This is a genomic window from Zhongshania sp. (assembly GCF_041584495.1).
Lineage (GTDB): Bacteria > Pseudomonadota > Gammaproteobacteria > Pseudomonadales > Spongiibacteraceae > Spongiibacter.
In genome coordinates this window covers 21,146-37,038 of the sequence record NZ_JBFHDY010000022.1, presented here as the reverse complement: position 1 = coordinate 37,038, position 15,893 = coordinate 21,146, and the positions used below count along the sequence as shown (strand labels likewise).

At 52.3% G+C, this 15,893-nt stretch carries 14 protein-coding genes; 13 read left to right on the top strand and 1 reads right to left on the bottom strand.

Translation table 11 applies throughout. The annotated features are described in order from the left end of the window. Positions 1-852, top strand: an 852-nt coding sequence (locus ABYP33_RS06190; protein WP_373089457.1) for an XdhC family protein, incomplete at its 5' end; no start/stop codon positions are given. Further along, positions 852-1,451 carry an NTP transferase domain-containing protein gene (locus ABYP33_RS06185; RefSeq protein WP_373089455.1) on the top strand — a complete coding sequence of 200 codons (600 nt, stop codon included), beginning with the start codon at positions 852-854 and terminating at the stop codon, positions 1,449-1,451. The genes ABYP33_RS06190 and ABYP33_RS06185, both read left to right, overlap by 1 nt. Before the next feature lie 4 nt (positions 1,452-1,455). Here ABYP33_RS06185 and ABYP33_RS06180 read toward each other — a convergent pair whose 3' ends face one another. After that, on the bottom strand, positions 1,456-2,334 hold the full coding sequence (locus tag ABYP33_RS06180) for a LysR family transcriptional regulator (RefSeq protein WP_373089453.1): 879 nt from the start codon (positions 2,332-2,334) through the stop codon (positions 1,456-1,458). A gap of 129 nt (positions 2,335-2,463) precedes the next feature. Here ABYP33_RS06180 and leuC point away from each other — a divergent pair, with 129 nt between their 5' ends. The 11 genes from leuC (at position 2,464) to accD (ending at position 15,890) form a co-directional block, all read left to right on the top strand. Beyond that, entirely contained in the window at positions 2,464-3,885 is a 1,422-nt protein-coding gene (leuC, locus tag ABYP33_RS06175) for a 3-isopropylmalate dehydratase large subunit (RefSeq protein WP_373089451.1), read from the top strand. Between the two features lie 10 nt (positions 3,886-3,895). Beyond that, positions 3,896-4,549: a 3-isopropylmalate dehydratase small subunit gene (gene leuD / locus ABYP33_RS06170; RefSeq protein ID WP_373089449.1), complete on the top strand. Its 654-nt coding sequence runs from the start codon at positions 3,896-3,898 to the stop codon at positions 4,547-4,549. 43 nt (positions 4,550-4,592) lie between these two features. Further along, complete coding sequence (gene leuB / locus ABYP33_RS06165; RefSeq protein ID WP_373089447.1) at positions 4,593-5,675, top strand: 3-isopropylmalate dehydrogenase; 1,083 nt, start codon at positions 4,593-4,595, stop codon at positions 5,673-5,675. Positions 5,676-5,749: 74 nt separating this feature from the next. Continuing rightward, positions 5,750-6,868 (top strand): aspartate-semialdehyde dehydrogenase, encoded by a 1,119-nt coding sequence (asd, locus tag ABYP33_RS06160; RefSeq protein ID WP_373089445.1) that lies wholly within the window; start codon positions 5,750-5,752, stop codon positions 6,866-6,868. After that, positions 6,868-7,833, top strand: a complete 966-nt coding sequence (locus ABYP33_RS06155; protein WP_373089443.1) for an Asd/ArgC dimerization domain-containing protein — start codon at positions 6,868-6,870, stop codon at positions 7,831-7,833. The genes asd and ABYP33_RS06155 overlap by 1 nt, the downstream gene beginning before the upstream one ends. A 146-nt stretch (positions 7,834-7,979) precedes the next feature. Further along, on the top strand, positions 7,980-11,249 hold the full coding sequence (locus ABYP33_RS06150) for a FimV/HubP family polar landmark protein (protein ID WP_373089441.1): 3,270 nt from the start codon (positions 7,980-7,982) through the stop codon (positions 11,247-11,249). Positions 11,250-11,270: 21 nt separating this feature from the next. Next, positions 11,271-12,107, top strand: coding sequence for a tRNA pseudouridine(38-40) synthase TruA (gene truA / locus ABYP33_RS06145; protein ID WP_373089439.1), 837 nt, complete (start codon positions 11,271-11,273; stop codon positions 12,105-12,107). 75 nt (positions 12,108-12,182) lie between these two features. Beyond that, positions 12,183-12,818 (top strand): phosphoribosylanthranilate isomerase, encoded by a 636-nt coding sequence (locus ABYP33_RS06140; RefSeq protein WP_373089437.1) that lies wholly within the window; start codon positions 12,183-12,185, stop codon positions 12,816-12,818. Next, complete coding sequence (trpB, locus tag ABYP33_RS06135) at positions 12,819-14,042, top strand: tryptophan synthase subunit beta (protein ID WP_373089434.1); 1,224 nt, start codon at positions 12,819-12,821, stop codon at positions 14,040-14,042. Positions 14,043-14,054: 12 nt separating this feature from the next. Continuing rightward, the gene (gene trpA, locus ABYP33_RS06130; RefSeq protein WP_373089432.1) at positions 14,055-14,864 is read left to right on the top strand and encodes a tryptophan synthase subunit alpha; all 810 of its coding nucleotides are present in this window, start codon (positions 14,055-14,057) and stop codon (positions 14,862-14,864) included. Positions 14,865-15,020: 156 nt separating this feature from the next. Beyond that, complete coding sequence (gene accD, locus ABYP33_RS06125) at positions 15,021-15,890, top strand: acetyl-CoA carboxylase, carboxyltransferase subunit beta (RefSeq protein WP_373089430.1); 870 nt, start codon at positions 15,021-15,023, stop codon at positions 15,888-15,890. Positions 15,891-15,893 lie beyond the last annotated feature (3 nt).

Here is a 15,893-nt window from a genome sequence, read left to right as displayed (position 1 = left end):
TTAGATGAGAAGGGCAATGTGCATGGCTCGCTGTCTGGCGGCTGCATTGAAGATGAGCTGCTCGCCAAATTGCAGTGTGGTGAGCTTGCTGTGGCAGCGCCGGTTTTATTGGAGTACGGGGTGAGCCCAGAAGAGAATGAGCGCTTTGGTCTGCCCTGTGGCGGGCGCATGCATGTTTTGCTTGAGCCCTTGTTACCCAATAAGTTTCGTTGCGATTTACTTGAGGAGCTAGTTCGTGCATTGGCGGCGCGCCAACCTATTCGTCGCATGGTCGACTTGGCAACTGGTGATTGGCGGCTGGGCACGGTGAATAGTTGTCACGCTTTGCAAATTGACGACGATAGACTGCAGCAAGATTTTGGCCCGCGTTTTCAGTTATTGTTAATCGGTGCGAATGAATTGGCGCGTTGCATTGCCGAAATTGCACTGGCCATGGATTATCGGGTTTTGGTTTGTGATCCAAGAGAGGATCGTCGCAATCAATGGTCGGTTAACGGTGCTGAGTTGTTGGCGGGCATGCCCGATGATGCGGTTAGGGAGCACGGCGATATGTTTACCGCAGTGGTGACCTTGACCCACGACCCACGAATTGATGATATGGCATTAATGCAGGCCTTAACCCAAAGCTTGTTTTATGTGGGTGCACTGGGTTCTCAGCGAACCTCCGATAAGCGTCGTGTCCGTTTAAAGGAACTAGATATTAGCGACCAGCAGTTACAGCAATTGCATGCCCCAGTAGGGCTGCCGATTGGCAGTAAATCTGCCATGGAAATCGCTTTGGCGATTATGGCTGAGTTAACGCAATTGCGGGCTGGGAAGCGGCGAGTAGACAATGCAGTGCCTGCAAACTAATGAGTTTACCTATACTGATTTTGGCGGCGGGGAAAAGTCGTCGTTTTGGCGGTGCAGATAAACGTTTTGCACCATTACCTCACGGCGGTGTGTTGGTGAATGCCTTGGTGCGGCGAGCGCGCAAAGCCGGGCTTGATGTTTCGGTGGTCATTGACGCAGGTGACGATGTTTCTGCTCGCATTGATGCGCCCTGTATTTTATCGGCTAACGCCAGTTTGGGTATGGGGCATAGCATTGCCGATGGGCTTGCGCATTTGCGCGTAAGCTCCTCCGCATTGGGTGTTTTAATTCTGCCGGTGGATTTGCCGCTGCTGCGAATAGAATCACTGCTGGCGGTTGCAAAAAACCAGCGATCCGACAATATCGTTATGCCGGTTTGCACAGGGCGGCGCGGTCACCCAGTGGGCTTTGGGCGCTGTTTTTGGCCGCAATTGTGCGAGTTACGTGGCGATGTTGGTGCTAAATCGGTGCTACTGGATCAGGCTGAATTTGTCGAGGAGGTGATTGTGGCTGACAGCGGTGTTTACCAAGACGCCGATACCCCTGAGCAGATGGCGGCGTTGCTACTCAGTTTGAAGCCGCGCCTGCGGCCGGAATAAGTCATTATTTGGGTGCGCGTTCAGCCAGCAGTAACTCGATAAAGGCGTCGGCGGCATTCGATAAGCTGCGGCTGCGGTGGTGTACGCAGCCCAGTGTGCGCGACAAGGCCTGGCCCTGCCATTGCAGCGCCACTACGGTGTCGTCGAGTAGGGTGAGGGGCAAAATACTCCAACCCAAGCCAATGCTGACCATCACCTTGATGGTTTCCAAATAATTGGTCGACATGCCAATGTTCATACTCAGGCCCTGCCGGTCGAATAACTCCTTAATGATTTGCCCTGTGTAGGTGTTTAAGCCTGGCGGTAGCGCAGTGTGTTGGCTGAGCATGTCAGCGCTCACGATGTTGAACTGGGCCAGAGGGTGATCTTTGGCCACGGTAACCGACAGCGGATCTTCCCAGATCGGGATTGACAGCAGTTGTTGATCGTCACTCGGCGATAGGGTGATTACTGCTAAATCCATCTCGCCATGCAAAATGCGTTGGTGGGCGAGTTCCGAATCCATAAAGTCGATATCGAGTTTTACCTCGGGATAGCGCTGGCTGAACTCGCGCAATACTGGCGGCAGACGGTGCAGGCCGATGTGGTGACTGATGCCCATGGATAGGCGGCCACTAACGGAACCGCGCAGGTCGTGAATGCTACGCACGGCTTCTTTGATGTCTTGCAGTATGCGCCGACTCTGGGGCATGAGCGCGCGACCGGCCTCGGTTAAATGGATGTTACGCCCAATGCGGTCAAATAGTTTGCAGCTTAATTGCCGCTCCAAGGCGGCTATGCGTTTGCTTACCGCGGGCTGAGTAATATGCAGTTGTTCTGCTGCCAGCGAAAAGGATTGCTGTTCGGCGACGGCGAGAAAAGCGTTTAGAGATTCGGTATCCATACTGAATTGTATTTGTATTCTTGTATGGAATGCAAATAATGAAAAATATGAATTTGTGTTATTTGATGTGCCTGCGTAACATGGCAGCTCTGAAAATTACTCTTTTTAGTCAGTACGGCGGAACGGGATATGGCTGGACAAACACTTTACGACAAACTGTGGACGGCTCATTTGGTAAAGGAGCGCGACGATGGCACGGCGCTGCTGTATATCGACCGTCATTTGGTGCACGAAGTCACCTCGCCACAGGCCTTTGAAGGTCTACGTTTAGCGGGTCGCAGCCCTTGGCGGGTAACGGCGAATCTGGCAACGCCAGACCATAATGTGCCCACCGAAGCAGTGGAGCGCAGCGGCGGAGTAGAAGCTATTGCCGACGAAGTGTCGCGTATCCAAGTGCGCACCTTAGATGAAAATTGCAGCGAATTTGGTATTACCGAATTCGCTATTAACGATGTGCGCCAAGGTATTGTGCACGTGGTTGGTCCCGAGCAGGGCGCAACGCTGCCAGGTATGACTGTGGTGTGTGGTGATTCTCATACCGCCACCCACGGTGCTTTAGGGGCATTGGCCCACGGTATTGGCACCTCTGAAGTTGAGCATGTGCTTGCAACCCAGTGCCTGATTCAAAAGAAAAGTAAAAATATGTTGGTGCGGGTCGACGGTGAACTGGGGCCCGGCGTAACCGCAAAAGACGTGGTGCTGGCCATTATTGGCAAAATTGGCACCGCGGGTGGCACTGGCTACGCGATTGAGTTTGGTGGCGAGGTGATTCGAAATCTGTCTATGGAAGGTCGTATGACCATCTGTAATATGGCGATTGAAGGCGGCGCCCGTGTCGGTATGGTTGCGGTAGACGATATTACTCTTGACTACGTTAAGGGTCGCCCCTTTGCGCCCGGCGCGGCGGAGTGGGATGAAGCGGTTAAGTACTGGCGCACCCTGCACAGCGACGATGACGCGGTATTTGATGCGACAGTCGTGCTTAATGGCGCCGATATTCTGCCCCAAGTCACCTGGGGTACTAGCCCCGAGATGGTGTTGCCGATTGATGGCATTGTACCTAGCCCCAATGATTACACTGACCCTGCCAAGCGCAGCGGCTGCGAGCGGGCGCTGGAGTATATGGGCTTAACAGCGGGCCAGGCGATTACCGATATAAAATTGGATCGCGTATTTATTGGTTCTTGCACCAATTCGCGTATCGAGGATTTACGTGAAGCGGCTGCTGTTGTGCGTGGCAAAAAGGTCGCGGCCAATGTGAAAGAGGCTTTGGTTGTGCCGGGGTCTGGCTTGGTTAAGAAGCAAGCTGAGGCCGAAGGTTTGGATAAGGTCTTTATCGACGCTGGGTTATTGTGGCGCGAGCCCGGCTGCTCAATGTGCCTAGCGATGAATGCCGATAAGCTCGGTGCGGGTGAACACTGCGCCTCGACCTCTAACCGCAATTTTGAAGGCCGTCAGGGCTTTGGCGGACGCACCCATTTGGTGAGCCCCGCGATGGCAGCGGCAGCGGCGATAGCAGGTCATTTTGTTGATGTTCGAGACTGGATTTGAGGAATTGGCTATGAAAGCATTTACAGTGTTAGACGGTATTGTGGCGCCAATGGATCGCGCCAACGTAGATACCGATATGATTATTCCCAAGCAGTTCTTGAAGTCGATCAAGCGCAGTGGTTTTGGCCCGAATCTATTTGATGAACTGCGTTATCTTGATGAAGGGCAGCCCGGTCGCGACAATAGTCAGCGCCCGCTAAACCCTGACTTCCCCTTGAACCAGCCGCGCTATCAAGGCGCCGAAATTTTGTTGGCGCGGGAAAATTTTGGTTGTGGCTCAAGTCGCGAGCATGCGCCCTGGGCATTAGAAGACTACGGCTTTAGCTGCGTGATTGCGCCGAGCTTTGCCGATATTTTCTTCAACAATTGCTTTAAAAACGGCGTGTTGCCGATTGTCTTGCCAGTAGCCAAAGTGGCGGAACTGTTTGCTGCTATGTATGCCGATGAAGGCTATAAGCTCAAAATAGACTTGCCAGCGCAGACCGTAATTACTCCTGCGGGCGAGTCGATCCCCTTTGAGGTGGATGAATTCCGCAAGCACTGCCTCGTGAACGGTTTGGACGATATTGCTTTAACGCTGCAGGACGCCGACGATATTCGCGCTTATGAGAGCAAGTTGATGACGACGTCGCCGTGGCTGTTTCGTGAGCACATCGCTAAATAAATTGGTTTAGCAACAGTAAACGCTATTTTAAAAGGAATATAAGGTGTCTACACAAAGAACGATTGCAGTATTAGCTGGCGACGGGATTGGCCATGAAATCATGGCTGAGGCGGTGAAGGTCTTAGAAAACGTCAATGCCCGTTTTGAGTTGGGTTTAAATTTAGAGCACGCCTTAGTGGGCGGTTCTGCTATTGATGCCCACGGTAGTGCGCTGCCCGAGGCGACCTTTGAGCTGTGCGCTCGCGCTGATGCAATTCTACTTGGCGCAGTGGGTGGTCCTAAGTGGGATAAGTTGCCGGTGGCAGAGCGCCCAGAGAAAGCGGGCTTATTGGAAATTCGTCGGCGTTTGGATTTGTTTGGCAATTTGCGTCCCGCGATTTTGTATCCGCAGTTGGCGGATGCCTCCTCGCTGAAGCCCGAGCTGGTAGCGGGTTTGGATATTTTGATCGTGCGGGAGCTGACCGGCGGTATTTATTTTGGCCAGCCTCGCGGTATTCGAGTTTTAGAAAATGGCGAGCGCGAAGGTTATAACACCTATGTGTACAACGAGTCGCAGATTCGGCGCATCGGCAAAGTCGCTTTTGAGGCGGCGCAAAAGCGCGGTGGTCGCCTTTGCTCTGTCGATAAAGCCAATGTCTTGGAAGTAACTATGCTGTGGCGGGAAGTGATGGACGACATGGCCAAAGACTACCCCGATGTTGAACTGAGTCATATGTATGTCGACAATGCCGCCATGCAGCTGATTCGCGAACCCAAACAGTTTGATGTGGTGGTTACTGGTAATATGTTTGGTGATATTTTGTCTGATGCCGCCGCCATGCTCACTGGTTCGATTGGCATGCTGCCTTCAGCCTCGCTGGATGTGAATGGTCGCGGCATGTACGAGCCTTGTCACGGTTCGGCGCCAGATATTGCAGGACAAAACAAAGCAAACCCACTGGCGACGATTTTGTCGGTGGCGATGATGCTGCGTTATTCACTGGCAGAACCTGACGCGGCGCAAGCGATTGAAGACGCCGTAAGCAAGGTGCTGGATAAGGGACTGCGTACTGGTGATATCTTCTCACCGGGCAGCACCCTCGTGAACACCGTAGAAATGGGCGATGCCGTTATCGCTGCGCTGTAAGGCGCACAAGACTTTTCGCGGTAGATATTAGCGCTGGCGGTGTCGCTGGTCGCAAAACAGGTTTAGGAGTCATTATGAAAAAAGTAGGATTTGTAGGCTGGCGCGGTATGGTTGGCTCAGTATTGATGGGTCGGATGCTGGATGAAAAAGACTTTGACAGTATTGAGCCGGTATTCTTTACCACCTCTAATGTCGGCGGACAGGGTCCTGCGATTGGTCGTGATATCGAGGCCTTAAAAGACGCCAGCGACGTGGCTGAATTGCGAAAAATGGATATTATTATTTCCTGCCAGGGTGGCGACTACACCAAGTCAGTGTTTCCCGCCTTGCGCGAGGGCGGTTGGGATGGCTACTGGATTGATGCGGCGTCCTCATTGCGCATGGATGACTCGGCGATTATCACCCTCGACCCCGTTAACCTTGATGTTATTAAAGACGGTTTAACTCGCGGCGTTAAAAACTTTATCGGCGGCAACTGTACCGTGAGCTTAATGCTGATGGCCGTTGGCGGTTTATTCCGTGAAGGCTTGGTTGAGTGGGTTAGTGCTCAAACATATCAGGCGGCTAGCGGCGCCGGCGCACAAAATATGCGTGAATTGATTAAGCAGATGGGCACTGTGCGGGACTGCGTTGCCGATGAATTGGCCGATCCGCGCTCTAATATTCTCGATATCGACCGTAAAGTTGCCGAGATGATGCGCAGCGATGCCTTTCCTAAAGAGCAGTTTGGCCACGCGTTGGCGGGCAGCTTATTGCCGTGGATTGATACCCAGCTGGACAACGGTCAGAGCCGCGAAGAGTGGAAGGGCCAAGCCGAGACCAATAAAATTCTTGGCCGCGAACAGTCGCCTATCGCCATTGATGGGAACTGTGTGCGCATCGGCGCCATGCGCTGCCACAGCCAGGCCTTGACAATTAAGCTCAACAAAAACGTTGCGATTAGCGAAGTGGAAAGCATCTTGGCCAGCGCCAATGATTGGGTGCACGTTGTGCCTAATGATCGCGCCGAAACCCTCGCCAAACTGACGCCGACCGCCGTCACTGGCAAGCTTCATGTGCCCGTTGGCCGTTTGCGCAAATTGAATATGGGCGAGCAGTATCTGTCGGCCTTTACTGTAGGTGACCAGTTGTTATGGGGCGCTGCCGAACCGCTGCGCCGGATGCTGCGAATTCTGCTTGGAGATATCAAGTAATGGTCTTTCAGCGCGTTGCGATTTTTGGTGCCACTGGCCTTGAAGGCGAGTCGCTGTTAGACGCCTTATCTGGCTTGGAGCTTGGTATCGAAACTGCAAGCGTGTTTGCAGCAGATGCCGAGGGCGAAACTGCGATGTTTCGCGGTCGTCCGGTCGCGCTAAAAGCGCCAGACACGGCTGATTTTAGCGCTTTGGATTTGGCCATTTTTCTCCCTGAGATTGGCAGTGATGCCGCCTTGGTGGACGCCGCCTGCGACGCTGGTATTGTGGTACTAGATGCCACCGATACCTTGGCGCAGCGCGATGATGTGGCTTTGTTCTGCGAGGGCGCTGAGGTTGCGGCTGGCAAGCTATTCGCAATCGCGGATGCCGCCACTAGTCATGTCGCGGCGTTGCTCCAGCAATTGGCGCCGGCCACCATTAAGCGTGTTGATATTAGCGTTGCCCAAGCGGTTTCGGTGGCGGGGCGCGATGGTATCGAAGCGCTAGCCGCAGAGACTGCGCGCCTGCTCGGCGGCCAAACCCCTGATAAAATGGCGCTGGGTCAGCAGATTGCGTTTAATGTACTGCCCCAGTCTGCCGATCGCGCAGCGGCTGAGTTAGAGCATAATTTAGGTCGTTTGCTGGGTGACAATGTTGTCGTTATTGCCAATGTCATGATGGTGCCGGTCTTTTATGGCCATACCATTATGTTGCGGGTGGCTTGTGAAGAACGTCCTGCTTTGTCTGCACTGCGCGGTCGGTTAAGTGAGGATTCACGCTTTCGTTTATTTCCTAATGAAGACGTTGAGCAAGCTTCGCCAGTGTGCTTGCAAGGCAGCGATTGTATTGATGTAGATCAACTTTATTACGACAGACGTGACGAAACAGCCTTTCGTTGTACTGTTGTCGGTGATAATCTCCGTAAAGGTGCGGTGTTTAACATTATTGAGCTGCTTAAAAACTTGATTAAAATCAACATCTAGCTAATATCTACGCATGTGATTTGGAGATGCAGCTGGTCTTCGCATTGCATGGATGCCGTAAGGTAGATTGATTTAATATAAAAGCAGTATTTCAGTGTAGCCGCTGAGTGCTGAGTGCTGAGTGCTAAGACACAGACGGTGATAATATGGTTAGGAAGAGGCTTGCGACTGCGGTACTGGTAACGGGTGCCCTGCATAGCGGATTAGCGAGCGCACTCGGCTTAGGTGAGCTGACGCTTAGCTCTGCGCTAAATCAGCCTTTTCGTGCAGAAATTCCTCTGCGAGATATTGGTGAGCTTGATGTTGAGCAAATTAGAATTGCACTTGCTGACGATACCGCTTTTGAAAACGCTGGCGTAGAACGCAGTCAGTTTCTGAGTTCCCTTGAATTCCAAGTGGAATTGCAGGGTGGCGGCAATGGTCGCATCATCGTTACCACCGCGAATACCGTTCAAGAACCTTACTTAGACTTCATTGTGGAAGTGCGTTGGCCCAACGGTAAAATGAACCGAGAATATACGGTTTTATTAGATTTACCGGTATTTGCCAAAGCGTCACCGGCACCGACAGTCAATGTGGCACGTAGTGTTGCGCCGAGTGCGCCAGCGGTTAAGGCTGCTGTCGTTCAAGATCCTGCGCCTAATCGCGAGCCGGGTGGCAGTATCGGCGTGGCTAATCGCACAGCACCTTTGGTGCGTGACGTTGACCAGCAACAGCGTTTGCCCGCAGCTGCAGATCCCACTGAATACCGGGTTCAGCACCACGATACCATGTGGAAAATTGCGGAAAATCTGCGTCCGAGCTCTTATGTGACCACTCAGCAAACTATGCTGGCCCTGCTTAAAAAGAATCCAAAAGCCTTTGTTGCTGGCAATGTGAACCGGATTAAATCTGGTTATATATTACGGATCCCTAGCGAGGCTGAAGTTCACGAAATTAACCACGACCAAGCCGTTGAGGAAATTCGCAACCAAGCCAGAGAGTGGCGTGGCGAAAAAGTCAATCGCGTTGCTGCCGATAAAAAAGCCACTTTAAGCACGGCGTCATCGAACGCGGTTCCAGCGCGCGCGCCCCAGCTTGATGCTACAGATAAGAGCGGTCGCGAGGCGCCTGCCGTTGAGGAGCAAACGGTTAAATTTTCAGTCGGTAGCGCCGGCAGTGATACCGCCGCAGGCAATGAAGTTGAAGCTCTCCGTCAAAAGGTCCGAGAAGAGCAGGAAAATCTTGAAAAATCAGTGTTAGAGAACGGCGCTATGCAAGCTCGCGTTCTTGAAATGGAAAAGCAGATTCGTACGCTGCAAAATTTAATTACACTGAAAAATACCCAGTTAGCCGCCTTGCAAACCGGTTTGGCGAAAGGCGATGGCGACGCTGCGGTGGCTCTTGCTGACAGCGAAGCAATTAGTCAAGACGACGAACAAGAGGCAATGGCTCCGTTAGCAGAGAATGACGGCGGCGCATTAGTGGCAGGCTCTGAACCAGATGCTGGTCCGGCGGCGAATACGCCAAGCGCTCCTGAAGCGGAGTCTCCCATCGAGACTAACACGACGTCATCAGATACGAATTTAGTGGCCACTGCGCAGGCCTGGCTTAGCAATGGTTTTGTGAAAATAATCGGTTTAGGCGTGGCAATCCTGGCTTTGCTTATTTTGGTTCTGCGCCGCCGTGACAATGAGGCTGATAGTGAGGCCGACCTAGCCGCCTTTGAAGCTAGCTTGGCGTCAAGTGATGTGGCAGATAGCGATGTGTTTTCGGCTAAACGCGATAACTTTGATTTTGATATAGGCAACACTGAAGCAACAGAGTTGAGCGATGTCACTGGCGAAGATAGTGAGCCGTCTTTTAATGCTGATGATTTCGATTTTGACAAGCCTGATACTGCCACTGACGCGCCTGACGACCTTGGTATGGATGAGGGCGACATTACCGTCAGCGCCGTCGAAACTGAGTCAGTCCAGCCCCAAACCGGCGATATTGTTGCTGAGGCAGATATTTATGTTGCCTATGGGCGTTACGATCAAGCTGCCAGCCTATTAAAAACAGCAATTGCTCAGGATCCTGACAACGCAGATTTACACTTTAAGCTCGTGGATATTTATTTGGATACCCGCGACCGTGAAAACTTTACAACGGCATTTGCTGGCCTGCACAGCTTGGGTGATGCCGCTGCGATTGCACGTGTTAAAGAATCAATGTCGGCTATTGATGGCGTAAGTGACTGGCTCGACGCCGAAGACGAGTTTGACGACTTGACTGTAGCTGGCAATTCGACCGCCGAGCTTGTTGAATCAGAATTGGATTTTGAGCTTGATGACGATCTGGACTTTGAACTCAGTGATTTGGATGCAGATAAAGCGGATTCTGTTAGCGATGACGTCGCGTCGCTAGAATTAGACGAGGCTGGCATTGATGACCTAGGTGTCGATTTTGCAAATACTCGTGCACCCGAGGCTGCAGGTGTTGAACAGGGTGATAACGAGGAGCTAAGTGATGACGTGGCCTCTGATAGTAACTCCCTTGACGATTCAGTTCGAAATGCTGAAGCCGACGCTCTTGCCTCGCTGGATGTCGATTTAGCCGACCTCGATTTTGATTTTGAGCCTAATGCCGCCGTCAGTGGCTTGGCGGGGGAGGCCGAAAAAGCGTCTTTTGATTTTGCCGATTTCGACGACGTCGATTTGAGTCAGGGCGATGCCGCAGATGCTGATTTGGCTGCTACTGCGGAAGACGTGGGTTTAGATGGCAAGGATGACAGCGCGCTTTCTGATGACGATGATTTCGAATTTGATTTTGTCGCGCTAGATGAGGCAGAAGAGAATGAAGAAAGTACCGGAAATGGCGCTGAGCCAGATACGCTGCCACCAAGTAATAGCGCGAATGGCGATACATTGTCTTCATTAGCTGTTGATAGCGATTTGGATCTCGATTTAGATCTCTCTAGCTTCGATGCGGAAAATGACGACGAGTTACTCTCATTTGAGGGCTCTGATGCTGATTTAGACCTTGATTTAACAGATTTCGACGCGCCGCTAAGTCCAACCGCGGATTTGGATTTGTCTACCGAGAGCCGCGACACTCCAGCGGTCGCGGCGGACGATGAGTTTTTTGTCGATGCCGCTGATGCCGAGTTCGAGAACGGTGAGTTAGCGAGCGCGGAAACGACGAATAAAGCAAATGATGGCGAGGGTATCGCCGTAGAAGATTTGAGTTTCGACGAGTTTGATGCTGATGAGGGTGAGGGCGAGTTTGATAATTTACTCGATACCGAATCTGTGGCCACTAAGCTTGATCTCGCTCGCGCTTACGTAGATATGGGTGATAGTGACGGCGCTCGCGAAATGCTTGAAGAAGTACTCGTAGAAGGCGATATACAGCAGCAAAATGATGCGCAGGCATTGTTGGATATTATTGGTTAATCATCAGATGTGGCAGTTGGCATGACGAGCTTCGATCGCTTTGCCGATGAGCTATTACCCTTAGGAAGTCGCATAGCACTTGCCTTTGAATACCAAGGGAGTGCTTATCGCGGCTGGCAGAGTCAGTTAAAACCGCAGGTGGCGACTATTCAGGAGCGGCTCGAAAAAGCCATTTCTGCAATCGCTGCTGCGCCGGTAACCGTGATGTGCGCCGGTCGAACAGACGCAGGCGTGCATGCCACTCATCAAATTGTTCATTTTGACGCACCAGCCAGTCGCTCTTTGCGGTCTTGGGTTGCAGGGGTGAATGCCAAGCTACCAAAAGACATCGCGGTGCTATGGGCGCAACAGGTGCCGGATGATTTTCACGCGCGTTTTTCGGCAACAGCCCGGCGCTATCGCTACGTTATTCTCAATCAACCCCGACGCTCAGCGCATCTTGTTCATGGCGTGACCTTGGTCGACGCCGAATTAGATGAAAAACTGATGCATGAAGAAGCGCAGGTACTGTTGGGTGAGCAGGATTTTAGCGGATTTCGGGCGGCGTCTTGTCAGTCAAATACTGCAATGCGCAACATCCATTTTGCCAATGTGATTCGTCGAGGTCGCTATGTCGTCATTGATATCGCTGGCAACGCGTTTTTGCATCATATGGTGAGGAATATCGCAGGCGTGCTTATTGCGGTCGGCAGTGGTGAAATGCCAGCGGGCTGGACACGTCAAGTTTTAGAGGGGCGCGATCGCAGCAAGGGCGGGGTTACCGCCAAGCCCGATGGATTGTATTTGGTTGATGTAACTTACCCCGAACAGTTTAATTTGCCCAAAACCCACTTAGGTCCTGATTTTCTTGTGTCCTGAGGTGGCCTTTTACAGACACGTCCCTAGCTTATTTGTTAATATTCGCTCCAATTAATTGCTTGGCTGTACATCTAAGTGTCCCGTACCCGCGTAAAAATCTGTGGTATTACCCGAGCTGAAGACGCTGCGGCAGCGGTACGTGCCGGCGCGGATGCCCTGGGCTTTGTTTTTTACGCAAAAAGCCCGCGCAGTGTGAGTGCTGCACAGGCAGCCGCACTCATGGCGGGGCTACCGGTCTTTGTTAGTAAGGTGGGGCTATTTGTTAATGCCGACGCCGAAGAAGTCAGGCAGGTATTAGCCGTGTGTGAACTGGATTTGTTGCAGTTTCACGGCGATGAAACCCCAGCGTATTGTGCGTCTTTTGCTAAACCCTATATGAAAGCGATACGGATGCGTGATGGTGTCGATGTGGCAGAGGCGATACAGGCCTATGCCAGTGCCTCGGCAATATTGCTCGACAGCTATAAACCGGGTGTGCCGGGCGGTACGGGGGAATCTTTCGACTGGGCGCGGTTTCCCACCAATAGTGAACGGCCCTTGCTTCTTGCCGGCGGTTTGCGACCAGATAATGCTGGGGCTGCCATTGCGAGCTGTAAACCCTATGCCTTGGATGTCAGTGGCGGCGTTGAGTCTGCGCCGGGTATTAAATGCGCCCACGCCATGACACGTTTTATTGAAGCGGTCAGCCAAGCTGACCGACGGGAGGATTGAGTGAGTAGTAAGGTAGTAACACCCGATTTTAGCCAGTTTCCAGACGCCAGCGGCCATTTTGGCCCCTATGGCGGTCGCTTTGTCTCTGAGACCTTAGTTTTTGCGCTAGACGAGTTAGCTGCGGCTTACCAGCGCTTGCGCAAAGACCCTGCGTTTCAAGCTGAATTTGACCATGACCTGGCCCACTATGTGGGGCGTCCATCACCACTCTATTACGCCAAACGTTGGTCAGAAGAAGTGGGTGGGGCGCGGATTTTCCTCAAGCGTGAAGATCTTAATCACACCGGTGCGCACAAAGTTAATAACACGGTTGGCCAAGCCTTGCTGGCCAAATACATGGGTAAAAAACATGTGATCGCGGAAACCGGCGCGGGCCAGCACGGCGTTGCGACGGCAACCGTTGCTGCGCGTTTGGGTATGAGCTGCCAGGTGTTTATGGGCGAAGAGGATATTCAGCGCCAGGCCTTAAATGTCTATCGCATGAAATTACTCGGCGCTGAAGTAATTTCAGTTAAATCGGGTTCGCGCACGCTGAAAGATGCCATGAACGAAGCCATGCGCAACTGGGTAACGAATGTAGATGACACGTTTTACATTATTGGTACTGCGGCTGGCCCGCACCCATACCCGATGTTAGTTCGAGACTTTCAGTCGGTTATTGGCCGCGAAGCCCGGGAGCAGTGTTTGGCTCAGAATGGCCGCCTCCCAGACGCCTTGGTTGCCTGTGTTGGCGGTGGCTCTAACGCTATTGGCTTATTTCACCCCTTTCTTAACGACGAAAGTGTGGCCATGTTCGGGGTTGAAGCTGGCGGGCACGGCGTGGCGAGCGGCGAGCACGCCGCGCCTTTAAACGACGGTATTCCGGGGATATTACACGGTAACCGCACCTACCTAATGCAGGACGAAGCGGGGCAAATTATTGAAACCCACTCGGTCTCAGCGGGCCTTGATTACCCCGGTGTCGGTCCTGAGCATTCGTGGTTGAAGGACATGGGGCGCGTGAACTATGTTGCGATCGACGATGATGAGGCCTTGGCGGCATTCCGCAAGCTGACTTTGGTTGAAGGTATTATGCCTGCGCTAGAGTCTGCTCACGCTGTCGCTTATGCCGAAAAATTGGCCAAAACCATGAGTCCGGAGCAGCATATTGTAGTGAATCTGTCTGGCCGTGGTGATAAGGACATTCATACCGTCGCAACACTCGACGGTATTGGGATTGAATAACGGGGAAGTAATTTGAGTCGTTTAGCTGCTTTATTTGCAAGTTTAAAAAACCAGGGCCGCAAGGCCTTAGTACCGTATATTGTTGCCGGCGACCCTGAGCCTTCGGTAACGGTGAGCTTAATGCATGAGCTGGTTCGCCAAGGCGCCGATATTATTGAATTGGGGGTGCCGTTTTCCGACCCCATGGCGGAAGGCCCAGTCATTCAGTTAGCCCATGAGCGTGCCTTGGCTCACAAGGTATCATTGACGATGGCCTTGGCGATGGTTGCCGAGTTCCGTCAGACTGACAGTAAAACCGCTGTGGTATTAATGGGTTACGCGAATCCGATCGAACGTATGGGCTACGACGTGTTCGCCGAGCGCGCAGCTGCGGCCGGGGTAGACGGTCTGTTGACCGTGGATATGCCTCCAGAGGAGGCTGAAGAACCGAGCCGGATACTGAAAGCAGCTGGTATTGATAATATCTTCCTGCTCGCGCCGACCACGGACAATGCCCGTATCGCCAAAATTGCTGCATTGGCAAGCGGCTACCTTTATTGCGTCGCCTTAAAAGGGGTGACGGGTGCTGGTAATCTTGATATTTCAGCGGTCACTCAGCTATTAAATAGTATTAAAGCGCACACTGATCTGCCGGTTACGGTCGGTTTTGGCATTAAAGACGGTGCGTCTGCTGCAGCCTTGGCACCGTTGTGCGCCGGCGTTGTTGTCGGTAGCGCCTTGATCGAGCGCTTGGTCGGTGCCGACCGAGAGCAGGGAGATAGTGTTTGGATTCCTTCAGTACTTTCGTTGATCGGTGAAATGCGCGCCGCGATAGACGCATAGTGACGGCGTATTACGTGATTTAAAGGTCGGTGCGATGCTGCCATTTTTCGTGTGAATACGCTAAAGTGGCGTCCGGACTGAGCTGTTATTTTTAGAGTAATTGTATAGTGGTTTTGTACATTCAGCCAACGGCTGGATAACTAACAGGAACGGATTATGAGTTGGGTAGACAAAATTCTTCCTTCGGGAGTGCGTCGGGTAGAGTCGGAAAAGCGCAGCGCGAAAGGTGTCGTGCCGGAAGGTCTATGGAAGAAATGCGTGAAATGCGAGGCGGTTTTGTACCGTCCCGAGTTGGAAAGCAATATGGACGTTTGTCCTAAATGTGACCACCATATGCGCATTGGTGCGCGTCGGCGCATTGCTTTGTTTCTCGATGAGGCTGGCCGTGAAGAAATTCTTGCCCATATCGAGCCTGTTGATCGCCTCAAATTTAAAGACAAAAAGAAATACCGCGACCGTTTGACCGCAGCGCAAAAATCGACGGGTGAAAAAGACGCACTTGTCGCCTATACAGGTAAGGTTAAAGGCCTGCCTGTTGTGGTGGTGGCCTTTGAATTTAATTTCCACGGCGGTTCAATGGGTTCTGCTGTTGGTGAAAAATTCACCCAAGCTGCCAATGTCGCCATGAAAGAAGGCTGGCCATTAATTTGTTTTTCGGCTTCTGGCGGTGCGCGCATGCAAGAAGCGCTTATTTCCTTAATGCAAATGGCCAAGACCAGTGCAGTTCTTGAGCGCATGAAGCAAAACAGCGTGCCCTATGTGTCGGTAATGACCGACCCTATCTACGGTGGTGTGTCGGCGAGCTTGGCTTTGCTTGGCGATATTAATGTCGCCGAGCCGGGCGCGCGGGCCGGTTTTGCAGGTCCTAATATTATTGAGCAAACCATTCGTCAAAAATTACCGCCAGGCTTTCAGCTCAGCGAGTTTTTATTGGCCCACGGCGCAATCGATATGATTGTGCGTCGAGCTGATATGCGTGACACCCTTAGTCGAATACTGTCTAACCTTACGCATTACACCCATTAAGCA